This window comes from Pseudoalteromonas sp. 2CM28B (assembly GCF_023161935.1).
This window is the reverse complement of sequence record NZ_JALNTH010000002.1, coordinates 382,762-404,079: the sequence shown is the minus strand read 5'-3', so window position 1 is coordinate 404,079 and position 21,318 is coordinate 382,762. Positions and strand designations below refer to the sequence as shown.

Here is a 21,318-nt window from a genome sequence, read left to right as displayed (position 1 = left end):
ATGAAATAGCTTAATGTTGGCTATTGTATTTTAATTAGCTACCCTTATATACTAGCTATCCTTTATTTTAGTTTTAAATGACAGATGTTTAAATTTCGCGTTTTTTTAGCTACATGCTTGTTTTTTGTCGCACTCTTTAGTGTGCAAAGCCATGCTATGGGTGTAAAACACGAATTAAACAGTAACCAAAGCAGTTATAGCCATGTTGTTAATGTCGAAAATTTAACTAACGCTCCCACACCTTTAAAATCGCTAGGTAATTTACAGCATAAAAACTCAAAGCATTCTGAGTTTGCTGCGCATCAACCTAGGCTAACAGCCAATAACTCATTTTTATTTTTACACAGTGCACAGGGCGATCCTGAATACGATGTAGTGCATGAGTTTTTTGCCCTAAATGGGTGTAGGCATATTTTTTTGCGACCGCAAGCTGTCACCATAAGTCAGCCTTGGTATACCTGGGTATTTAAAAGTAAAAAGTCGCGCTTGAGCGGCTGGAAAGATGCGAATTTATTATACACCGCTGTAACCACCTACCACGCTTAATGTTTCTTATTTAATTTAATTGGTTTTAACGCTTTGCGTTTTGACCTGCAGATTAATTGTACCTAATAGGTACGTTACTGGGCTATGCCGAGTAATAAGGAACAACGATGTTAAGTCTAAAAAAACAAAAAAAGCCATTTATGGCTAAATTTAAATTAAGCTATGTAGCCATGCTGATTGTATTGGTTTTACTGGCAATAAGCGCCTTACCTAATTTATACCCGAATAAATCGTGGTTGCATATTAGTGCCGCTCCTGAGGTTAAAACACAAGCAATACCAAGTACTGAAAACATAGTACGCTTTTTAAATAGCCAAGGGTTTGAGGTCAGCCAAGGGGTAGAAAACCAAGCAACAATTAATGTGCTTTTAAATACACCTACGCAAAGTGCCCAAGCTCAAGCGGCTATAAAATCGAATTACCCAAACACACAAGTTAAAATTGTAGAACATGCAACCAGCCCTATTTGGTTACAAGAATTTGGTTTATCGCCCATAAAGCTGGGTCTTGATTTAAACGGCGGAGTATTGTTTGTACTTGATGTTGATTTAGATAAAGCCATTGATGAGCAATTACTCAGTGCTTACCAGCAAACGAAAGCCATTATTGTTAAACAAAAAGCCTATGGTGTTAAAGCAAAGCAAACTAACCAAGGCTTTGAAATAAGTGCATTAGAAAATGCAGCCGAAAAGCTAACCTCAGTTATTAACGACCTTAAAAGCCGCTTTGAAAATCTAACTATAACCACATCAACTCATGGCAACTTACAGGTCGTTAAAGTAAGTTATTCTGAGCAAGGGCGCAGCGCATTTGATAATCAAGTCATGAGCCAAACACTCACTACGCTTCGCTCACGCATTGAAGAGTTAGGAATTACCGAGGCGGTTACACAGCGCCAAGGTAAGCAGCGCATTCGCATTGAGCTACCCGGCGTACAAGACCCAGCCGAGGCAAAACGTATTATTGGTGCTACCGCGTCACTTGGATTTTATCAACTTAAAGAGATTGGCGGGCAAACATTTAATTTGCAATCGGGTGGGACTATTAAGCTCGACCCTGTGCCTATTTTTACTGGTGAGCATATTAATAATGCTAATATTGGCCGTGATGACTGGGGTAAACCTTTAGTACAACTGAGCCTAGATAGCCAAGGTGGCGATGCTATGTCGGCGTTTTCTAAGGCGAATATAGGCAAGCCGATGGCAACGCTCTATTCAGAGTATTCACAAAATGCTAAAGGTGAAGTGGTTAAAAAAAGCGAAGTCATTAATGTGGCGAATATAGCCCAGCATTTAAGCTCACGCTTTAGTATAACCAATATGCAAAGCCAGCAAGCGGCTGCCGATTTAGCGCTATTACTTCGTGCGGGGTCGCTTACTGCGCCAGTGACCATAATACATGAACAAACTATTGGTCCAAGCCTTGGCCAAGACAACATTAACAATGGATTGGCGGCCTTAATGTTAGGCATGGGGTTAACGCTTGCCTTTATGGCGCTGTGGTATCGTCGTTTAGGGCTTATTGCAAATGTTGCGTTAGTTTTAAATTTAACGTCTCTAGTGGGGTTAATGTCATTATTACCTGGGGTGGTTTTAACACTTCCTGGTATTGCAGGTTTGGTACTAACCATAGGAATGGCAGTTGATACTAACGTGATTATATTTGAACGCATTAAAGAAGAGCGCCGCAAAGGACGCCCTCCATATCAAGCGATACAAGAGGGCTATAAACAAGCTGCGAATACGATTTTAGATGCCAATATAACCACGATGATCACCGCGATTATTTTATATGGCATAGGTTATGGCCCTGTAAAAGGCTTTGCTATAACGCTGGCGCTGGGACTTATCACATCGGTATTTACAGGTGTGTATGTATCGAAATATTTAAGCCAAAGCTTATATTTAAAGCTGGGTAAAAAAGCAGGAGTAAACGCGCATGCTTAATTCTTTTTTAAAATGTGAGGCAGGGTCTCGTATACGTTATACAGGCATGCTGATAAGCGCCATATTTGTGTTACTGTCGGTATTCACCATTGCACAAAAAGGGCTAAACTTTGGCCTTGATTTTACGGGTGGATACTTAATAGAGTTTACCACCAGCCAAGGTGTTGAACTAAAACAGCTTGAGCAATTTATTGCAAAAAATCATCAGGGTGAATTTGAGCTAACAGCACAGGGCAATAATCATTTTCAACTAACACAAGGCCCCAATAATACAAGTAATAACGATGACTGGAAAACGGCTATAATCCAAAACCCAACTATAAATGCTGAGGTTTTATCAACGGCTTATATTGGCTCTCAAGTGGGTGATGAACTATTTGAACAAGGCTGCTTAGCATTATTTGCTGCTATGGTTGCGGTAATGATTTATTTAGCTGTTCGTTTTGAATGGCGTTTGGCATTAGGCTCTGTGGTGGCTTTATTTCATGACTTAGTGCTGGTTGTTGGCTTATTCTCATGGTTACAAATAGAGTTTAACCTAACTGTTTTAGCCAGTTTGTTGGCGATTATTGGCTATTCATTAAATGACTCAATAATAGTTGGAGATAGGGTGCGCGAGCTGTTGCGCATAGCAACAAACATCACACTCAAACCAAGTAGTATTATAAACAGTGCAATTAAAAGCACCTTAACTCGTACGCTTATTACCTCCGGGACTACGCTCGCAACGGTGGCAAGTGTTTGGCTGTTAGCTGGGGCGCCGCTTCAGGGATTTGCCATTGCTCTGTTTGCAGGAATAGTCGTAGGCACGTTATCGTCCATTTGTATTGCTGCAACATTACCCGAGCTACTTGGGTTAAGTGCTAAAAACTACGATAAGCAAGTGGATCAGCAAACACAGGCATTAATGGATATGCCATAGGCTTAAATCAGCATTGTTGTTACACAGCAAAGGGATAGTGTTAGGTGTAGCAACAATGCTAATACCAACCTGCATAAATATTTGAATAATTTAACGAATTAAATTCCCCTATAACGTTGTTAAAATTTTTTTATTTAGAACAACTAGATGTCAAAAATTTTGCCTAGTTATAGAGTCATTTTCTTATCGTTAAAATAGGTCCCATATCAAAGTAGATTGGTATAAAATGGCAAAATTATTTTTACCGTATTTAGTGAATTTCCAAATGAATAAAGCCCATGTTATAGAGCACCTGCGTTTTGCCTTAGAAGAGCAGCTAAATACTGCGAAAATTGCAGCTAAAACAGCTCACGATACCGCGACTCACGAAGAAAGTATTGCAGAAACTCAATATGATACGCTCGGGCTTGAAGCCGCGTATTTAGCGCAAGGTCACGCTGATCGGGTGAATGAGTGTTATAAAGAAATACAACTATTTGAAGCCATCTACAACGACGCCGTTACAGGCACAATAGTAGTCAGTTCATTGGTGTGTTTAGCTGATGATGCAGGCACACAAAAATGGTTTTATTTAGGCCCAGCAGCTGGTGGATTAACCGTTGATATTAAAGGCACAACTATACAAGTACTTACCTCTGGTGCACCATTAGGCCAACAGTTATTAGGTAAACAAGTCGATGATGAAGTTAGTTTAACACTCGGTGATGTAAAACATAGTTACGATGTAGTTAAAGTGTTTTGAATGTAGTATTTATTTGTCTTTTGCTCTGAGACGCAGCATCTCGTAGGCCTCTTTATTAAATAATTGCCTGAAACTGAACCCGCATTCGAATAATTTTAATCAACGCGCTTACGATGAAACATTAACTGTGTTACCTAATAAGCTAATATAATAAACTAGTTAAGGGGTGTTTATAGCTCGATGTTAGCCGGTTTCACTCAACACAACTAAGGTATTTATAGCGTGAACTTATAAGATTTACTTGAGTCTGATAATCATTAACGGATAAGCAGTTAAATAAAGGACATAAATTTAAGGGAATATTATGGAGATAGGGATTTTTACCGTCACAATTACGGGTGTTTTACTCACGGCTTTAATTATAAAGTACTTAACTTTTAGGCCTGAGCGTGTTTTTTCTGATATTGGAGAAAACGTTCTACTTTGCAAAAAACCTCACTGGTTCAATAATAATAAAAGTAGAATGCAGCTTATTCCTAAAGGGGCGATAATTAAAATACAGCTAGCGTCAAATACCGTTACTTTATTTTGTAAAAGTGGCAATGTTATTGATATACCAGTGCCAAACTCAAAGTTTACTGCCGATGTTTTGCAAAGCGCAAAAACACACTTTCACAAAGCAGAAGTCGTAATACTAGACAACTAACACACCAGTATGAGAACTGAATTTAGATTTTTAATTTTTAAAAGGCGCTTAAAATCAATTGGTTAAATTAGATTTTAGTTTATTAATGTAATAAAGCGCCAAGTTTACACAGGTTATGGCTGAATTTAATTTTTAATCTCAATGGGTTTAGGCTTTTTTAACAAATTTAGCCGTCACCATCATTTCACCTATGCCATCTACTTTACAGTCAAGCTCATGATCTTTTTTATCAAGTACACGTCTTACTAAGGCCTTGGTGCCAATTTTAATAACTTGTGAGCTACCTTTAATTTTTAAATCTTTAGCTACGGTTACTTTGTCGCCATCAGCAAGTAAAGTGCCGTTTGCGTCTTTCACTAAAATAGCGTCTTCGTCATTAATAACATTTGGGTTCCACTCATAGGCACATTCTGGACAAATAAGCAGCTGTTGGTCTTCGTAAACGTATTCACATTGGCATTTAGGACAAGCGGGAAGAGACATGATGATCACTTTTAGTATTAAATTTTGGCTATTTTAAAACACAAATTAGCAATAAAAAAGTTCATCAAAAATTTTTATCTTTACGCTAAAAATATCTCGTTTGTGCGCATCTAAAAAAGGGCATATAAATCACCTGTCGCTTAAGCAATTTAAGCGCTAACGTTTATAGTAGATATTCGTTAAAGCACCTATCGTATTAAGTGATTTGCTAAATGCTGCACTTAGTGCGATAGGTGTTTCTATTTGCTGTTTTATTCGCTGAGCTAACTGATTAGCAAGGCTGCTTTGTATATTTTGACTTAACTAGGAAAAGTCGTGTTTAAAACCTTAATAGTGGTTGATAACAATGAGCAAACACTTGTTCTTTCATTTGAAAATGTCATTACCTTTAACACCTATTTGCGTGACTACCCAAAACGCAACGAACCAAAAACCCGCATTATTAATTTATGTGACTCAAGCCAATACTTGAGTAAGGGTTATTATTGTTCATTGCTTGCAGAAGCCCGCAAGCACCAAGTATTACCGAGTGTAAAAACAATTAACGCGCTTCGAAGCAATCAAGCGTCATTACAAAATATTGGCCATATTGATGGTGCTGTTTATTTTGGTCACGCGGGAAATGATCAACAAGCTAAAGCCGCTAAATCGGTATTTAAACAATACCCAGCGCCTATTTTATTTGTTGATGAGCAAGGCCTATTACAACAAGGATCATTAGCGTCCCTAAGCGAGCAACAATATGCTGCGTTTATTGAAAAGCTAAATGAGTTTACCCAAACGCAATGGCGTATTGGTAAAGTAGAGCGCCGTTTTCGTTGGGATATGGCGATATTGGTTGATCATAACGAAAAAGTACCGCCAAGTGATAAAGATGCAATAGCCCGTTTTATAAAAGCAGCAGCGAAACATGGTATTAACGCAAAAGCACTTAGCTTTGAGGAAATAGACAATATTGCCCAATTTGATGCGTTGTTTATTCGCCAAACAACAGCGATTGATCACCCAACCTACCGCCTTGCAAGTAAAGCGCAAAGCCTAGGTTTAGTGGTGATTGATGATGCGGAGTCTATTTTACGATGCTGTAATAAAGTGTACTTACATGATGCATTCAATTATCAAAAAGTACCGAGCTTAAAAACCGTAGTTGTGGCAGATCAATCAAAAGACACAATTGAGCAACTAGAAGCGTCGTTTACTTATCCGCTGGTATTAAAAATGCCAGAAGGATCGTTTTCAAAAGGCGTGTATAAAGTTGCTAATCGTGATGAATTAGAAGTTAAGCTTAGTGAGTTATTTGCTTTAAGTGCGCTAGTTCTGGCGCAAGAGTACATGTACACAGAATACGATTGGCGTGTAGGGGTACTTAATGGCCGTGCTATTTATGCGTGTCGTTATTTAATGGCGCGTAACCATTGGCAAATATATAACCATGACGCGAAACGGTTTTTCTCGGGTGGCTTTGAAACATTGCCTACGTTTGAATTACCTAAAGCTGTACTGGATGCTGCTTTAAAAGCATGTAAAACCGTGGGTAAGGGTTTATACGGTGTGGATGTAAAAGAGCATCAAGGCCGTGCGTATGTGTTGGAAGTAAACGATAACCCAAGTATTGATCACAAAGTAGAAGATGGTTACTTAGGTGATGAGTTATACATGATCATTATGGATGAGTTTAAACAGCGCCTTGAAGCACGAGGTCGCGGCTAATGCTTAACGCATTGTCTGATATGACGATTTTGGCAGGAGCGGGTATTAGTATTCGCCCTGCAAGCGCGAGTGATTTAAAAGCCTTAGTGGCGCTTGAAAATGCCTGCTTTAGTAACGATAAGCTTAGTGCGCGAAGTTTAAAGCGTTGGCTTAGTGCTAAACATGGGATTTTATTAGTCGCCGAGCATAATGCGCAATTATGTGGTTACGGTTTGGTGTGGTGCCACAAAGGCACGCGGTTAGCACGTTTGTATTCGTTAGCCGTATTACCGACGATGCAGGGCAAAGGAATTGCTAAAACGCTGCTTAAAGCCCTTGAAAAAGCCACTAGTGAGCGTGGGCGTATTTATTTGCGTTTAGAAGTGGCAGTAAATAACGACAGCGCCATAGGGCTTTATAAAAGTGTAGGGTATCGTGTTTTTGGTCAGTACAGTGATTATTACGATGATCACAGTGATGCCTTGCGCATGCAAAAAAACATACGTCAAACCAGCGAGTTGCAAGTTGAGCGTTTAACGCCATGGTATCAGCAAACTACCGAGTTTACCTGCGGGCCTGCGGCATTATTAATGGCAATGGGCTCGCTTGATAACAGCACAGAGCTGAGTCAGTCACATGAACTTGCCTTATGGCGTGAAGGCACCACTATTTTTATGACCTCGGGGCATGGTGGTTGTCATCCGTTTGGCTTGGCATTGGCTGCAAATAAACGGGGATTTAAAAGTGAGGTCATTGTTAACACCTCAGAGCCATTATTTTTAGATGGGGTACGCAGTGATAATAAAAAAACGGTGCTGGCGACAGTACATCAGCAATTTGTTGAAGGCATAGCCTCGGCTAATATTTCTGTTACCTACAAAGATGTTGAACTAATCGAAATAGAAACGTGGTTAAACCAAGGTTTTAGTGTGTTGCTGTTAATAAGTACTTATCGGTTTGATGGAAAAAAATCACCGCATTGGGTATGTGTTACTCATTTAGATGCGCACTGTGTGTACGTACATGACCCGTTTTGCGAACCAGGTAACGACAACCAATTAGCGATTGACTGTCAATATGTGCCAATTGCACGCAGCGATTTTAGTAAAATGTCTGCTTTTGGTAGTCAAAGGCTTAGAACGGCAGTTGCTATTGGTAAAAAATAATAGATAGGATTTTAAGTGACATTTTTAGATTTTATCGATGTAGCCCCATACTCGTGGGCAGCTATTGGTACGGCGGCTTTTTGTGGGGCTATTATTGGTATAGAACGGCAATTGCGAGGCAAACCTGTAGGGATCCGTACTTCTGCACTGATCACTTTAGGTACTTACTTGTTTTTATCGACTGCGTTTAATTTACAAGGGGATGTGATTGATCATTCTCGCGTAGTCGGGCAAATAATTACCGGCATCGGCTTTTTAGGCGCAGGCGTAATGCTCGCAAAAGACGGTGCGGTAGTCGGGGTTACCTCTGCTGCCACCATTTGGGTACTGGCCTCCATTGGCGTGATGATAGCAACCGAGAATCTAGGGGCTGCTATTAAGCTCTCGGTGCTTGTGGTGGGTATTTTATACGGCGTTGATGTGCTAGAAGCTAAGTTTAAAAGCTTAAGTAAAGGCGTGCATGCTAAAGTGAAAAGTTATCATAAACGCTATTATCGAAAAGACAGTATTGATACCGAGCGCCACTAATTAGTGGCGTTTTTATGCCGGTAGTGCTTTGTTTTGGAAGCTAAGCGCATCTTCAATTGGTGCGGGGCGGCCAATAAAATAACCTTGTACATTGTCTACATTGAGTATTCTTAACGAGTTTAGTTCTTCTGCGGTTTCACCAAACGAGAACATACCGCTCTAAATTATGGCATCGCTATGCTGTTATTTATACTTAGTTTGCGGTTGTGTTGCTCGCTATCACCGCAATTAATCTAGAGACTGGCATATCGCATTGGGTGTGTACTCTTCCTGTATTAGTTTACTTATTGTTTGGAAAAAAGCATGGCTTTATAAGCAGCTTTGGCTTTTTGATTACGTTGTTATTGCTGTTTTATGTTATCGACAAACGGTTAGTTGAAATAAATTTTAAGCTCATCATTAATCTTTCTCTGACATATATTATTGTGCAGGGTGTTTCACATGTTTTTAAATCGATGAGAGCCTCTAATTAAGAGGAAATTATTAATTTAGCATTACGCGACAGCTTAACGCAGCCTTATAACCGACGTGCTTTTAAAAGCCATTTTCATAACCATATCGACTTTTCTAACCCCTATTGTTTTGCCTTAGCTGATCTGGATTTTTTTAAAAAAGTAAACGATAAATATGGGCACGATGCCGGTGATGAACATGTTTATCGTTTTGGCGGTGAAGAATTTACATTGGTGGTAAATGACGACATAGAGGTCCCTGTAATCACAATGGATAAGCTAAGAATAGATATACAAAATCATCAATTTACTTATATGCAGAGCACGTTAAATATCACTATTAGTATTGGCTTGGTTGATATTGATGCCTATGAGCATACTCACCTGAGTGAAATTTTAAGATTAGCCGATAATTATTTATATTTAGCTAAAAACAACGGTCGAAACTGCGTTGTAACGGGCTGACTAAAATATCAAACAAGGGCAAAGAAACAATTAACCAAATAACTTTCGTCTGACTACTTTTCTGTATTCGCTCGGGGTTTGGCTCAATACCTTTTTAAACACACGGGTCAAGTGTCCTTGATCGTTATAGCCAACTTCTAACGCGACTTCCTGAATTGATAAGTTCGATGAGGCCAGTAATTCTTTTGCACCTTCAACACGTAGCTGCTGCCAATACTCTATAGGGCTTTGATTTGTAGCAAGTCGAAACCTGCGTGTAAACGTGCGGTAGCTTAAGCTAAATTGTGCCGCGACTTCTTGTAAATCTAATTCACTAGATAAATTAGTTTTTAACCAAAATTGTATTTGTGCAATAAGTTCATCAGCATGTCGGTTAACGGCGCCTTCTAAATAGCGTTGATCTTCGTAGGGTTTACGTATTTCATGTGAAAAGTTCCGCTCAACATGCTGCGCCGCTTCTTTACCATAGTATTGGCTAATAATATGAACAATAACGTCAGCTAAGGCATTTAAACTCGCTACCGTATACAGGCGCTCTGATTGGGTAATAAAAAAATCAGGTTTTAAGCTAACGTTTGGATAATCTTGAGAAAATTGCTTGGCATAATGCCAGTGAGTGGTTGCAGGGTGACCATCAAGTAAACCAGCTTCTGCGAGCAAACAATTGCCGGTACCAACACCAATAATATGGCTTCCCATCGTAAAACTCTCATTGAGCCAATTAACTATTGGTTGATTCGTTTTAACAACCGGGCGTGGATTACGCCAAATACCCGGAACAATGATTAAATCGCAATAGGGGGCGTTATCACTGCTGCAATCAGGCACGATGGCTAAACCTGTTCTGGTTGCAATAGGAGCCATATTTTTAGCAATTAAATGAATATTAAGCGCTCTAAAGTGTTGCTTACTAGTGTGCCCCTTGGCGAACGCTTCACCTGCTCGGAGCATTTCAATTGGCAGGGTTAAACTAGTTACCAGTAGGTGCGAGTAAACAGCAATGGCTATATTTAATGGTGAATTTGTTGGATTATTGCTCATTTAAATGCTCCGACCAGTTGTTTTTGGCCTTTTGTGCTTAATATTTGGCTATTAAAGCACAAAGATGTGTGCGTAATCCATTTAAACTAATTCCATATTCTTATAACACGTTTTTTTAAAGGTAAATTATGACCGCATTACCCGTCATTGTCGGCATGGGAGGCATTAATGCCGCTGGCCGTACTTCTTTTCATCAAGGTTATCGTCGTATCGTGTTAGATAGCTTAGAGTCTCAAGCTCGTCAAGAAACATTTTTAGGCCTTGCCACATTAATGAATTTAGTGAGTGTTGTGAATGGACAACTACAAGACATGCAAGGCAATAATGTTGAGCAAAGCGACATAGAAGCACGTTTTGGTGAGCAAATTATTGCAGGTACATTAATTCGCAAAATTGAAAAACAACACTTTGATGTAGATGCCACGCCGTGGCAGCAAAAAATGACGTTAACCGCATCGGATGAAAACGCGATTGTGTTTGAAACACGCCGTCGTGATTTACCTTCGCCAGTTCCTGAAAGTTGGCACGTAGAAGAGCTTGAAAATAAAAAAGTGAAAGTAACTATTGCGGCTCAATTTGATATTAAACATGATTCTACTCGTGATAACCCAATTAAATCGGCAGGGCAACTACCCACAGGGTTTGATCCGTCAATTATGTACAATAGCCGCTACCAACCTCGAGGCTTACAAGCCACTATTTTTGCTGCCACCGATGCAATAAAATCAACAGGACTTGATTGGCAATACATTATGAATAGTGTTGAGCCTGATAAAATTGGTACCTATTCAGCATCGGTTATTGGCCAAATGGACGATAAAGGTTTAGGTGGGTTAGTTAAAGCGCGCCAGCAAGGTGATCGCGTCAGCACTAAGCAGTTGGCACTGGGTTTAAATACAATGTCGACTGATTTTATTAACGCCTATGTTACGGGCAATGTAGGAACTACTTTTTCTACATCGGGTGCGTGTGCTACCTTTTTATATAACTTGCGCGCAGCAGTAAACGATATACAAGCAGGGCGCACACGTGTTGCAATTGTGGCAAGTGTAGAGTGTGCGATTACCCCTGAAGTGGTTGAAGGTTTTGGCAATATGAGTGCGCTGGCTAATATTGAAGGTTTGCGCCGCTTAGATGATTTAAGTAATGACGATGAACCTGATTATCGTAGAAGCAGCCGCCCATTTGGCGAAAACTGTGGCTTTACTTTAGGTGAAGGCGCACAAGTGGCTATATTAATGGATGATGCGCTGGCACTTGAACTAGGTGCAGACATTATGGGCTGTGTGCCTGATGTATTTGTTAACGCCGATGGAGTAAAGAAATCAATTACTTCACCTGGGCCTGGTAACTACATTACCATGGCAAAATCGGCTGCACTTGCCAGTAGCTTACTAGGTAAAGAGGCATTACAGCAACGTAGCTTTATTTTAGCCCATGGTTCAAGCACACCACAAAACCGCGTAACTGAGTCGTTAATTTATCATAAAGTAGCGCAAACATTTGCAATAGATAATTGGAAAGTAACCGCCCCTAAAGCGTATGTTGGCCATACTATAGCACCTGCCAGTGGCGATCAGCTTGCCATTGCCTTAGGTGTATTTAGTCATAATATTATGCCGGGCATTACTACCATAGATAAAGTGGCTGATGATGTTTATGCAGATCATTTAGATATTCGTAACAGTCACTATGATTGTGGTGATATGGATATTGCATTTATAAACTCTAAAGGGTTTGGTGGTAATAATGCAACAGCCACAGTACTTTCAGCAAAAGTAACGATGCAGATGCTTGCTAAGCGTCATGGCAATGAAACGATGGGGCTTTATACCAGCAAGCATGCAGCAGTAAAAGAAGCACAACAACATTATCAACAACAAGCAGATTTAGGTCAATATGTGCTTGTTTATCGTTTTGGTGATGGGCTGATTGATGAAAATGACATTGTTATTGATGAGCACAGCATTCAGCTGCCAGGCTTTGAAAAAGCAATTAAATTCAGTACAACAAATTCCTATCAAGATATGTTCTAAGCACACATACTTGTTAGCAAGGCGCTTTTTAAGCGCCTTTTTTAATATATGAACCCATATTGTAGTTTAACTAATGCGCTAATTAGCTCCTTAACAAAAATATTAAAACTTCACCTCTTTGCAAATACTTCAAATTACTAATCTCTTATTCCGCATTAATCTTTGGATGGCCAGCCTGAAACTATAAAATATTTAGAGCGGGAGTTCTCTATTAACGTAGCAGAGCTATTAGCATAACAAAGTCAGTCTTCATTGATTTTATACTGTTGGCGTTAATGTCTGTAAGCATGTCTGCAATTTGTTTGGTTGCCTCATTGGTTTTATTTGCAAGGTTACGCACTTCGTCGGCAACAACCGCAAACCCACGAGCTTGCTCACCTGCGCGAGCGGCCTCTATGGCTGCATTTAAAGCAAGTAAATTAGTTTGCTTGCAATGTTTTGAATAACTTGGGTAATGCTTTATATATCACTGGCACTTTTTAATTATAAATCTAATTGCTGGGCCACTTTATCTATAGAGCCAGATAACGAATCAATTTGGCTGGTGGCCGTTTGTAAGCGGCTACCGGCAGTGCTTGAGGCTTGTGCTGTTTGTACCATTGCTTGATTAATGGTGGTCATGGTGTCACTAAGTTCAGTGCTATTTTGTGAAAGCTCGTGTGTGGCACGCCCGACAGTTTCGCTTTCTTTATAACAGGCATCTATTTCTTTAGATAAGCTATCAACATAAAACGATACTTCAGCTGCCCCTATGGCATTTTGCGAGGTGGCTTTTGTAATGTTTTGCGCAATTTTATTGGTGAAGCTTTACACAGGCGTTGAGTCTTGATTATGTTTAATTTTTGAAGGGGCAGGCTTTATATAAAACAGGCAAACAATAGTACTATAACACCAGCTGCAATGGCTCAGAACTGTTCAAAAAATAAAAGAAAACAAATAGATAAATAAAAACGCTATAAAGCAGGTAGGTTACTTTCATTCCATTGACCTCATTACTGTTTGTTTTTTCACCTTTGGCTATAAATTAAACAAAATCAATTAATAAAACGGTTTTAACTGTTTATTTATGAGGCCTTACCTATAAAGCTACTCAGTAAAATGCAAAAAGCGCCAAAACAGTAAACCTACTTTGGCGCTTTTATTAGTATTAATAAACAATTAGTTAGCTAATAACCATTCGCTTAGTAAGCGAACACCAAACCCCGTTCCCCCTGGCGAAAGCTCATCTTTACCTTTTTTCACTAAGGCATTACCTGCAATATCGATATGCACCCAACGTGTATCGCCAGCAAAATGCTCTAAGAAAGTGGCTGCAGTGGTTGCGCCTGGGCCACCTGATCCCACATTTGTTAAATCTGCAATGTCAGACTCCAACATATCTTTATACCCTAAAGGTAGGCGCCATAGGTTTTCGTTCACTTGTTTACCGGCTACCGTTAGTTGAGATACTAAAGCGTCGTCATCTGAAAACACAGCCGCGTATTCATTGCCTACAGCACGGATTTTTGAACCGGTGAGTGTTGCAACATCAATCATAATTTCTGGTTTGTAATACTCACGCGCATACCACATAGCATCACTTAATACTAAGCGGCCTTCGGCGTCGGTATTTAAAATTTCAACACTCAAGCCTTCAGCTGTGCGAACAACATCACCTGGTGCTACAGCGAACTGCGATACCATATTCGCAGCCATACCCATAACAGCTACCACGTTTTTCTCAGCTTTAGCTAACGCCATTGCTTTAACTGTACCCAATACTGCAGCAGCACCGGCCATGTCTGACTTCATACGTGCGATAGATGCGCCGGTTTTAATGCTGTAACCACCTGAGTCAAACGTAATGCCTTTACCAACAAGGGCAATAGGGGCATCGTCAGACCCTTTATAATGGGCAACCACTAAACGGGCACCTTGCTGGCTACCTCGGCCAACAGCTTCTAATGCACCCATACCCAGTTCTTTTATTTCTTTAGGCTCTAATACTTTGATGGTTACGCCTAAAGATGCTAATTCTTTTGCCGCATTAGCAAAGTCAACCGGCGTCATTTCGGTAGCGACTTCAGAGGTTAAATCGCGGGCTAAAAAAACACCCGCTTGAATACTTTCTAATTGGGTGTAAAGCTTGCGAGTTTGCTTGGTGTTATTAACATCAAATGTGTAGCTAACTGTTTCAGTGTTTGGTTCTTTTTTATAGTTTTCGAAACGATGATCGCGTAAGTTTGCACCATGGGCAAAGTTAGCAGCAAGTAATGCATTGTCACTTACACCGGTTACATCTTCAAATACAACGCTGGCAGTACCAACTTTGGCTTTAACTAGTTGAGCATGAATATTACCGCCTAACTTAGCTGCTTTTGCTTTATCAAGCTCGCTAGTTTTACCAGTACCTACGACTAAAACGCGGCTGTAGTTACTTTTACTTGGCGCAGCAAGTTGTGCCACTTTAGCGTAATCGCCGGTAAAATTTTCTATATCAATAACGCGTTGCAATTGGCCATCGAACTGCTTGTCGAGCGCTTTAAATTGGCTGTTATTTCCATCTTGGCTATAAAATACAACCAGCGTATTTGCATCGCTGTTCACTTTTGAAGAAAAATTAAAGTCTGCGGCTTGGGCATTCATGCACATACTCAGTGCAAGCGCGATTGAAGAGGCTTTTATAATACGTTTCATTTTTTTAACCTAAGAATAATATAAAGGTGTGTTTTACACTATTTACGATGCTGTGGTTAAGTAGGATACGGCGAAATCGCAAATAACAGCGATATACGTCTAAATTCATGTCTAAATACCATGACATAACGACTTGATAAACATATTGTGATGCTTAAAGGTTTAATTAAAACAATGCTCACGTTACTATTAAACATAAAGGTAACACTACGCTTTTAACAACTAACCTAGAGAACCCACATTGAAAGCTAAAGAAATTCGTAATTTTTATATCAACGAAGAGCAATCGGTTTATTTGCTGTCACACCGTGATGCAAAAAAACATCGTCAGTGGCTTAATATTTGTATTAAACAGCTCACTTTGCTTGGGTATAAAAAGGTAGAAATGATTGGCTCAGGGGCATTTGGGTTTGTATTTGCAGGGGATGATGAGCATGGCCTGCCTTGGGTGTTTAAGTTTTCTAGAATTACGCTCGCGCAAAGTGTACGTGATCGCCTTGAAGATGAAGCGTATATGCTTTCGCAAATCAAAAATCCCTTAGTGCCAACATTTTATGGCTTTGAGCGAATAAAAAAGCAAGGTATTTTGATGATGGCGCGCGCCATTGGTGAAGACCTTGAAAAAATATCACTAAAGCAAGGGCGCTTACCGGCCGCCAAAATAATGAGCTTAGCGGTTAAATTAAGAAATGTGTTGCTTGATTTACGTCGTCATAAAAATGGTTTAAGCCCGCAGCCTATTGTACATGGTGATATTAAACCCTCTAACTTGGTGTGGGATGAAAATGAAAAGCAGCTATCCTTGGTTGACTGGGGAAGCTCTGTTTATGCCCAAGTAGATGAACAAGGAAACCCAATTGCCAGTAATTTTATGGATTTAATGTCCGGCGATTTAAGTACCACTAACGCACGAATGGGTGATGTTTATTTTATAGGTGATGCGCAAATGTCGGGTGAAAAGTCATCCCCTCGTTTTGATGAGCAAGGGGTTGCATCAACGCTATATGCACTTGCCTCAGCGCAGTCTTGCCGATTTGGTGCTCAGGCTATACCGGCCAGCAGTTTAATGTTACCTAAGGAGCTGGCAAACGTTATTGATGGCATGCTTTCAAAAGAACGGTTGGTTAGAGACAAAGCGGGTGACTATTTTATGCGTAACATAGAAACCATGGTAAAAGCGTATTTACCACAACTACCAAAAACAGAAACTAAAGCGGCAATTCCGTTTTGGTTTAGCCAAGACCCCGAACCCGAAACCGTAGTTTATAGCTCTAGAAAACAATTTTTACGCCAAGCCGACCATAAACAGCAATTACTCGATGTAAACGATGCTCAGCTTGATAGGTATTATAAAGAGTTTTTATTTGATACTGGGGATACCGAAAAAGCATTTTTAGCCTCTATTAGTCGTTTAGCTAAATATCCTGTAGTAGGAGGGCTCAGCTTTCATTGGAAAGATGAATCTTTGTATGTTGAATCGTCACTCATTATGTATGACGAAACACTCGCAACCGCGTTTACTGATGCGGTTAATAACACGGTGATGCTTGCACAAGCTATTAGCCAAAAAGGCTTATTTAAGTGTTGTTTATTTGATGCCCGCAAAACAATTCAGTTAGAACGTGATGGCACCGGCGCATTTAAATTTAATCAATTACCAGAGCTTGATTATGAAGTGGTTAATGTAAAAGCCAGCGATGTGACGCGTCCGCATTCATATTTTGAAGATGGTAAAGACCCCGATGAGCAACTGCAACTGCCTAAAAAAGTCATTAAATGTGTATTTGAGCTAAACCAGATACATCATACCGGCTGTATTATTTTTGAGGCGCTGCCAGATAGGATGAAAATTCATCATTATTACAGATTACTTGATGCCAGCAAAGAAGTAGAATTTAAACGTTTACTAAATAAGCTTATGCAATACGCGGTAAATATTACCGACGTGGGGGTGGCTGGCTTTATGAAGTTACCTTATAAAAACACTCGTGAGTTCGGTTTATGTGAACAACAACCCAGCAATTATTACCCTAAAAATCCAAAGCAACTACTTAATTAATAAACCGCTCGCTTAAGCTGGTGGTTTAAAAATTGAAAGTCAAAAATAGAAAGTTCAATGGCAAAATCTAAACCACAAATTACATTACAAAGTTTCGGCATATATAGTCACTGGGACAAAGACAGTAAATCACTACCGCAAATTACTCAATTCACTACGCAAGTCAAAGCAGAACTTGATGTAGAATTTGGTCTGATAGTTAATATTAAAAAAGCCAAAGGCGAAAAACTACATTTCTGTATTTACCACCCAGATATTATAGATACCAATGGCGAAGTGATGCTGCCTTTTGAGGGCACTGTATATGTTAAAGATAACGACTGGTCGTTTTATTTAGGCGATACGGTATGGGAGCCTATTGAGGATAAAATAGGTGACTGGCGTATGACCTTATCTTTAGCTGGGAAAGTCATTGCGGATAAAACATTTAAGTTAGTGGCTAATGAAGAGACAAAAACCGAAGACGACTTTTGGAAATACTGTGGTTATTAATTGCTACACTATGCAATAACGCAAGAGCTAACGTTTATTGTTAACTCTTGCCTAAAAGGTGTATTAGTTACCCCACGGGTTACTTGAATTTGAACGTTGCTTACGGTTACGCGCACGTTGTTTTGCTGCTTTTTTTGCTTGAATACGTTTGGCATCAGAAAAGCTTAACTCGCAAGGCTCACCTGGTTTATCACCTTCAGGGATAATACGGTCGCGTGGAGGCAGTTCGTATTGTACGTCATCTGGGCGAGGTAAGTTTTTAAGGCGGTACAAATAGAAATTATCTACTTTTTGTTGTGCCCACTCGGTTTTACGCAAAAATTTAACTGCAGATTTAATGTCTGGATTATTTTTAAAGCAGTTAAGTTGTAAGTAGGCATGCAGGAGTTCCCACCCATATTGCTCAACCAGTTCTTCAACCACTTGCTCTAATTTAACGCCTTGCAGTGGGTTATTACTGAAAAGTTCTTGGTTGCTCATAGGTGTTCTCTCGTTATTAAAAAATCAGCGGACATTATAAATTTAATAACGAGAGTTTAGTAGCAAAAATGCTTAACTTTGACAATTAACCACTACACGACCACGAATTTGGCCTTGCATTAGTTGCTCGGCGCTTTCAATGACTTGATCAAGATTTATTTCAGTTGAAATTTTATCCAAGTAATCAGCATTAACTAATGAAGCTAAACGATCCCAAGCTTCAACACGATCCGCTTTAGGGCGCATAACGCTATCAATACCCATTAATGAAACCCCACGTAAAATAAATGGTGCAACCGAGGCCGGTAAGTCCATACCTTGAGCAAGCCCGCAAGCAGTAACGACCCCCCCATATTTAAGTGATGCACAAATATTTGCAAGTGTATGGCTACCCACAGAATCAATAGCTGCAGCAAAGCGTTCTTTTTGCAGAGGTTTACCAGGGTTCGAAAACTCATTTCTATCAATTACATTAGTTGCTCCTAATGATTTTAAATAGTCTGCTTGCTCCATACGACCTGTTGCAGCGGAGACTTGATAACCTAGCTGGCTTAGTAAATAAATAGCAAAACTGCCTACGCCACCATTAGCACCGGTCACTAAAATTTCACCTGACTCGGGAGTAACGCCTTGCTTTTCTAGTGCAATAACACTGAGCATTGCCGTATAACCGGCAGTACCAATTTGCATAGCTTGTTTAGGTGATAAGTTAGCGGGTAGGGGAATTAACCAATCACTGCTCAGTGCTGCTTTTTGAGATAAGCCACCCCAGTGCTTTTCGCCAACACCAAAACCATTTAAAATAACATGGTCGCCACTTTTAAATTCAGCACTGTCGCTGCTAGTCACTGTACCCACTAAATCAATCCCCGGCACCATAGGAAAGCTACGTACAACAGGGCCTTTACCCGTGATGGCTAAGCCATCTTTATAATTTAAGGTACTGTAAAGCACATCAATTAATACATTTTCGTTTGGCAGATCGTCACTGTTTATGGTGCTTAGGGCTGCAGTGTAGTTGTCGTCTTGCTTATCTATAACAATAGCTTTAATAGAATTGCTCATTAGATTTCCTTTTAGACCGATCGTCTTTAAATTAATAATAAAAAATACATTAACTGAGTAATGCGCGTAAAAACATTTCTGTGTATAAGGTAAGTGGCTTACTTGATTGGGTTAGTTTAGCTCGCATTACTGCGCCTTCCCAACCCACCCAAAAATATTCACTCATTTGTTCGGTATTAATGTGTGGATTAATAGTTTGTTGCTGCTGCGCTAAATCTAAACATCGTTTTAATTGTTGTTGCCAAGCGATGTAGCTTTGCATTAAACGGGTTTTAAAATTGTCACTTAAATGATTAAGCTCTTGATTTAAGTTACCCACCAAGCATCCGCGTTTGTAATCATACTTTTGCATTCCAGCAATTGCGCTTTGTGTGAAATTAACAATGCGCTCGAGTGGGGGGACTTCGGATTGCTCTAGGTAACATTTAAGTTTATTTATAAAAAAATCGTCGTAGGCATCAACAAGTGCCAAGCCATAGGCTTCTTTACTTTTAAAGTAATGATAAAAGGAGCCTTTAGGTACTTTTGCTTTTTTTAATATGGTATCGAGCCCGGTGGCACTAAAGCCAAACTCAGTTAAGGTTTCTAAGCCCACACGAATGAGCAGCGCTTTTGTATCTGCGCTGTCTCTGGCTATTTTGGGTGGGCGGCCACGCCTAGTTGCAACTGCTGGTGTTTTGTTCATGCTTTATATTAGACCGATCGGTTTTAATTAATCAAGTTTTTATTTGGGATGTTTTTAAAACAGCTCTGACGTTCATTTTTTGATTACAAATTAATTGGGAACTTAAGGGTATATTGTTAGTCACAAATATGACACTTATGTGTTTTGAACCGATGTATCGGTATATTTTAATAAAGTTAAATAGGTAAAAGTTGAGCAATAAAATTATTTTTAAATTAATTTATCATTGCATCAGCAGCTTAGTTAAAGTCAAACAAATTAATTGTATTTTGTGTTTGAATTAAACATTTTTGTTAGCTATTTATTAAATGTAGATGAACTTAATGCTACAAAAATATAAATATAAAGGTGAGGATTTTACCGATGAAGAGACAGAAAAGAGATCGTTTAGAAAGAGCTCATTCTCAAGGTTTTAAAGCTGGTTTAGCTGGTCGCTCAAAAGAGCACTGCCCTTATCAACAAGTTGATCCTAAGTCTGAGTGGCTTGGTGGTTGGCGCGAGGCAATAGAAAATCGCAATATGTATAAAACATAAACTCACAACGAATTTAAGCAAAAAAGCCTCTAGTTAGAGGCTTTTTTGTTGCGTGCGTTAAAATTAAAACGCGCTAGTGTCTTGGAATAAGCCCACTTTTAAATCTTTTGCTTCGTATATAACGCGGCCGTCTACTTCAACAGTGCCATCAGCCATACCCATAAACAACTTACGTTTAATAACGCGTTTCATATCGAGACGGTAAGTTACTTTTTTTGCCGTTGGTAGGATTTGGCCAGTAAATTTCACTTCGCCTACACCTAATGCGCGGCCAAGACCAGGGCCACCAGACCAGCCTAAGAAAAATCCAACCAGTTGCCACATTGCATCTAAGCCTAAACAACCCGGCATTACAGGGTCGCCTTTAAAGTGGCAGTCAAAAAACCAAAGGCTAGGGTCAATATCTAGCTCAGCAATAATTTGGCCTTTACCGTGCTCACCACCATCATCGGTGATAGAGATGATACGATCCATCATTAACATGTTGTCACTTGGTAAACGACAATTTCCTTCACCAAACATTTCACCTTGACCACAAAGGATCAAATCTTCTTTTGTATAGCTATTTTTAGGTTCCATAACACTTTATCTTCGCTTAGAAATTGTCCCGTACTTTAGCGTACACTTGTACGCTAAACAACTCGGAGCAGTTAAAAAATGGTCTA

22 protein-coding genes and 1 pseudogene are annotated in these 21,318 nt (G+C 39.7%); 13 read left to right on the top strand and 10 right to left on the bottom strand.

All coding sequences use genetic code 11. The annotated features are described in order from the left end of the window. Window positions 1-84 precede the first annotated feature (84 nt). The 4 genes from MTN96_RS04320 (at window position 85) to MTN96_RS04305 (ending at window position 4,156) form a co-directional block, all read left to right on the top strand. Window positions 85-546 (top strand): hypothetical protein, encoded by a 462-nt coding sequence (locus tag MTN96_RS04320; RefSeq protein WP_069439479.1) that lies wholly within the window; start codon window positions 85-87, stop codon window positions 544-546. A 107-nt stretch (window positions 547-653) separates the two neighbouring features. Next, window positions 654-2,492, top strand: a complete 1,839-nt coding sequence (secD, locus tag MTN96_RS04315; RefSeq protein ID WP_248530815.1) for a protein translocase subunit SecD — start codon at window positions 654-656, stop codon at window positions 2,490-2,492. Next, window positions 2,485-3,414 carry a protein translocase subunit SecF gene (secF, locus tag MTN96_RS04310; protein WP_248530814.1) on the top strand — a complete coding sequence of 310 codons (930 nt, stop codon included), beginning with the start codon at window positions 2,485-2,487 and terminating at the stop codon, window positions 3,412-3,414. The genes secD and secF overlap by 8 nt, the downstream gene beginning before the upstream one ends. Window positions 3,415-3,679: 265 nt before the next feature. After that, a complete protein-coding gene (locus tag MTN96_RS04305) occupies window positions 3,680-4,156 on the top strand; it encodes a GreA/GreB family elongation factor (protein WP_036983447.1) in 477 nt (158 codons plus the stop codon). A gap of 793 nt (window positions 4,157-4,949) precedes the next feature. Here MTN96_RS04305 and MTN96_RS04300 read toward each other — a convergent pair. Next, window positions 4,950-5,285, bottom strand: coding sequence for a zinc ribbon domain-containing protein YjdM (locus tag MTN96_RS04300; RefSeq protein ID WP_036982665.1), 336 nt, complete (start codon window positions 5,283-5,285; stop codon window positions 4,950-4,952). Between the two features lie 315 nt (window positions 5,286-5,600). Here MTN96_RS04300 and MTN96_RS04295 point away from each other — a divergent pair, with 315 nt between their 5' ends. Genes MTN96_RS04295 through MTN96_RS04285 form a run of 3 tightly spaced genes read left to right on the top strand, consistent with a single transcriptional unit; the run spans window position 5,601 to window position 8,668 of the window. Beyond that, a complete protein-coding gene (locus MTN96_RS04295) occupies window positions 5,601-6,995 on the top strand; it encodes a RimK family protein (RefSeq protein ID WP_248530813.1) in 1,395 nt (464 codons plus the stop codon). Continuing rightward, window positions 6,995-8,140 carry a GNAT family N-acetyltransferase/peptidase C39 family protein gene (locus MTN96_RS04290; protein ID WP_248530812.1) on the top strand — a complete coding sequence of 382 codons (1,146 nt, stop codon included), beginning with the start codon at window positions 6,995-6,997 and terminating at the stop codon, window positions 8,138-8,140. Before MTN96_RS04295 ends, MTN96_RS04290 begins: the two co-directional genes overlap by 1 nt. Window positions 8,141-8,155: 15 nt before the next feature. Then, complete coding sequence (locus MTN96_RS04285; protein WP_013464839.1) at window positions 8,156-8,668, top strand: MgtC/SapB family protein; 513 nt, start codon at window positions 8,156-8,158, stop codon at window positions 8,666-8,668. Between the two features lie 12 nt (window positions 8,669-8,680). Here the strand turns inward: MTN96_RS04285 and MTN96_RS04280 are convergent, their stop codons facing one another. Then, a complete protein-coding gene (locus MTN96_RS04280) occupies window positions 8,681-8,821 on the bottom strand; it encodes a hypothetical protein (protein WP_214552732.1) in 141 nt (46 codons plus the stop codon). 53 nt (window positions 8,822-8,874) lie between these two features. Here MTN96_RS04280 and MTN96_RS37265 point away from each other — a divergent pair, with 53 nt between their 5' ends. Next, window positions 8,875-9,141, top strand: a complete 267-nt coding sequence (locus MTN96_RS37265; RefSeq protein ID WP_374274725.1) for a hypothetical protein — start codon at window positions 8,875-8,877, stop codon at window positions 9,139-9,141. Between the two features lie 6 nt (window positions 9,142-9,147). Beyond that, window positions 9,148-9,585, top strand: a complete 438-nt coding sequence (locus tag MTN96_RS04275; protein WP_308200563.1) for a GGDEF domain-containing protein — start codon at window positions 9,148-9,150, stop codon at window positions 9,583-9,585. Window positions 9,586-9,615: 30 nt separating this feature from the next. Here MTN96_RS04275 and MTN96_RS04270 read toward each other — a convergent pair whose 3' ends face one another. Beyond that, entirely contained in the window at window positions 9,616-10,626 is a 1,011-nt protein-coding gene (locus MTN96_RS04270) for a GlxA family transcriptional regulator (RefSeq protein ID WP_138626577.1), read from the bottom strand. A gap of 128 nt (window positions 10,627-10,754) precedes the next feature. On the opposite strand from MTN96_RS04270, the gene MTN96_RS04265 reads away from it, so the two are divergent. Further along, on the top strand, window positions 10,755-12,662 hold the full coding sequence (locus MTN96_RS04265; RefSeq protein WP_248530811.1) for a beta-ketoacyl synthase: 1,908 nt from the start codon (window positions 10,755-10,757) through the stop codon (window positions 12,660-12,662). Window positions 12,663-12,918: 256 nt separating this feature from the next. Here the strand turns inward: MTN96_RS04265 and MTN96_RS37260 are convergent. The 3 genes and pseudogenes from MTN96_RS37260 to MTN96_RS04250 all read right to left on the bottom strand — a co-directional run. Next, window positions 12,919-13,089, bottom strand: a pseudogene (locus MTN96_RS37260) (methyl-accepting chemotaxis protein); the annotation flags it as partial. Between the two features lie 56 nt (window positions 13,090-13,145). Next, window positions 13,146-13,283, bottom strand: a complete 138-nt coding sequence (locus MTN96_RS37255) for a hypothetical protein (protein WP_248530810.1) — start codon at window positions 13,281-13,283, stop codon at window positions 13,146-13,148. A 537-nt stretch (window positions 13,284-13,820) separates the two neighbouring features. After that, window positions 13,821-15,338 (bottom strand): leucyl aminopeptidase, encoded by a 1,518-nt coding sequence (locus tag MTN96_RS04250; protein WP_248473851.1) that lies wholly within the window; start codon window positions 15,336-15,338, stop codon window positions 13,821-13,823. 241 nt (window positions 15,339-15,579) lie between these two features. On the opposite strand from MTN96_RS04250, the gene MTN96_RS04245 reads away from it, so the two are divergent. Both MTN96_RS04245 and MTN96_RS04240 read left to right on the top strand, forming a co-directional pair. Continuing rightward, window positions 15,580-17,397: a phosphotransferase gene (locus tag MTN96_RS04245; protein WP_248530809.1), complete on the top strand. Its 1,818-nt coding sequence runs from the start codon at window positions 15,580-15,582 to the stop codon at window positions 17,395-17,397. Between the two features lie 57 nt (window positions 17,398-17,454). Continuing rightward, window positions 17,455-17,889, top strand: a complete 435-nt coding sequence (locus MTN96_RS04240; protein WP_248530808.1) for a DUF3859 domain-containing protein — start codon at window positions 17,455-17,457, stop codon at window positions 17,887-17,889. Between the two features lie 63 nt (window positions 17,890-17,952). On the opposite strand, the gene MTN96_RS04235 is transcribed toward MTN96_RS04240, so the two are convergent. The 3 genes from MTN96_RS04235 to MTN96_RS04225 all read right to left on the bottom strand — a co-directional run bounded on the left by MTN96_RS04235 (window position 17,953) and on the right by MTN96_RS04225 (window position 20,119). Continuing rightward, a complete protein-coding gene (locus tag MTN96_RS04235) occupies window positions 17,953-18,369 on the bottom strand; it encodes a VF530 family DNA-binding protein (RefSeq protein WP_069439471.1) in 417 nt (138 codons plus the stop codon). 72 nt (window positions 18,370-18,441) lie between these two features. Further along, window positions 18,442-19,434 carry an MDR family oxidoreductase gene (locus tag MTN96_RS04230; RefSeq protein WP_248530807.1) on the bottom strand — a complete coding sequence of 331 codons (993 nt, stop codon included), beginning with the start codon at window positions 19,432-19,434 and terminating at the stop codon, window positions 18,442-18,444. A 49-nt stretch (window positions 19,435-19,483) separates the two neighbouring features. Continuing rightward, complete coding sequence (locus tag MTN96_RS04225) at window positions 19,484-20,119, bottom strand: TetR/AcrR family transcriptional regulator (protein WP_248530806.1); 636 nt, start codon at window positions 20,117-20,119, stop codon at window positions 19,484-19,486. Between the two features lie 363 nt (window positions 20,120-20,482). On the opposite strand from MTN96_RS04225, the gene rmf reads away from it, so the two are divergent. Next, the gene (gene rmf / locus MTN96_RS04220; RefSeq protein WP_008114656.1) at window positions 20,483-20,653 is read left to right on the top strand and encodes a ribosome modulation factor; all 171 of its coding nucleotides are present in this window, start codon (window positions 20,483-20,485) and stop codon (window positions 20,651-20,653) included. 63 nt (window positions 20,654-20,716) lie between these two features. Here rmf and fabA read toward each other — a convergent pair whose 3' ends face one another. Next, complete coding sequence (fabA, locus tag MTN96_RS04215) at window positions 20,717-21,232, bottom strand: bifunctional 3-hydroxydecanoyl-ACP dehydratase/trans-2-decenoyl-ACP isomerase (protein WP_008114654.1); 516 nt, start codon at window positions 21,230-21,232, stop codon at window positions 20,717-20,719. Window positions 21,233-21,318 lie beyond the last annotated feature (86 nt).

What these genes read in the sequence shown, in the direction of transcription:
- MTN96_RS04320 (WP_069439479.1), top strand. Translation starts at nt 85, where the DNA reads ATGTTTAAATTTCGCGTTTTTTTAGCTACATGCTTGTTTTTTGTCGCA.
- secD (WP_248530815.1), top strand. Translation starts at nt 654, where the DNA reads ATGTTAAGTCTAAAAAAACAAAAAAAGCCATTTATGGCTAAATTTAAA.
- secF (WP_248530814.1), top strand. Translation starts at nt 2,485, where the DNA reads ATGCTTAATTCTTTTTTAAAATGTGAGGCAGGGTCTCGTATACGTTAT.
- MTN96_RS04305 (WP_036983447.1), top strand. Translation starts at nt 3,680, where the DNA reads ATGAATAAAGCCCATGTTATAGAGCACCTGCGTTTTGCCTTAGAAGAG.
- MTN96_RS04300 (WP_036982665.1), bottom strand. Translation starts at nt 5,285, where the DNA reads ATGTCTCTTCCCGCTTGTCCTAAATGCCAATGTGAATACGTTTACGAA.
- MTN96_RS04290 (WP_248530812.1), top strand. Translation starts at nt 6,995, where the DNA reads ATGCTTAACGCATTGTCTGATATGACGATTTTGGCAGGAGCGGGTATT.
- MTN96_RS04280 (WP_214552732.1), bottom strand. Translation starts at nt 8,821, where the DNA reads ATGTTCTCGTTTGGTGAAACCGCAGAAGAACTAAACTCGTTAAGAATA.
- MTN96_RS04270 (WP_138626577.1), bottom strand. Translation starts at nt 10,626, where the DNA reads ATGAGCAATAATCCAACAAATTCACCATTAAATATAGCCATTGCTGTT.
- MTN96_RS04265 (WP_248530811.1), top strand. Translation starts at nt 10,755, where the DNA reads ATGACCGCATTACCCGTCATTGTCGGCATGGGAGGCATTAATGCCGCT.
- MTN96_RS37255 (WP_248530810.1), bottom strand. Translation starts at nt 13,283, where the DNA reads ATGACCACCATTAATCAAGCAATGGTACAAACAGCACAAGCCTCAAGC.
- MTN96_RS04250 (WP_248473851.1), bottom strand. Translation starts at nt 15,338, where the DNA reads ATGAAACGTATTATAAAAGCCTCTTCAATCGCGCTTGCACTGAGTATG.
- MTN96_RS04240 (WP_248530808.1), top strand. Translation starts at nt 17,455, where the DNA reads ATGGCAAAATCTAAACCACAAATTACATTACAAAGTTTCGGCATATAT.
- MTN96_RS04235 (WP_069439471.1), bottom strand. Translation starts at nt 18,369, where the DNA reads ATGAGCAACCAAGAACTTTTCAGTAATAACCCACTGCAAGGCGTTAAA.
- MTN96_RS04230 (WP_248530807.1), bottom strand. Translation starts at nt 19,434, where the DNA reads ATGAGCAATTCTATTAAAGCTATTGTTATAGATAAGCAAGACGACAAC.
- MTN96_RS04225 (WP_248530806.1), bottom strand. Translation starts at nt 20,119, where the DNA reads ATGAACAAAACACCAGCAGTTGCAACTAGGCGTGGCCGCCCACCCAAA.
- rmf (WP_008114656.1), top strand. Translation starts at nt 20,483, where the DNA reads ATGAAGAGACAGAAAAGAGATCGTTTAGAAAGAGCTCATTCTCAAGGT.
- fabA (WP_008114654.1), bottom strand. Translation starts at nt 21,232, where the DNA reads ATGGAACCTAAAAATAGCTATACAAAAGAAGATTTGATCCTTTGTGGT.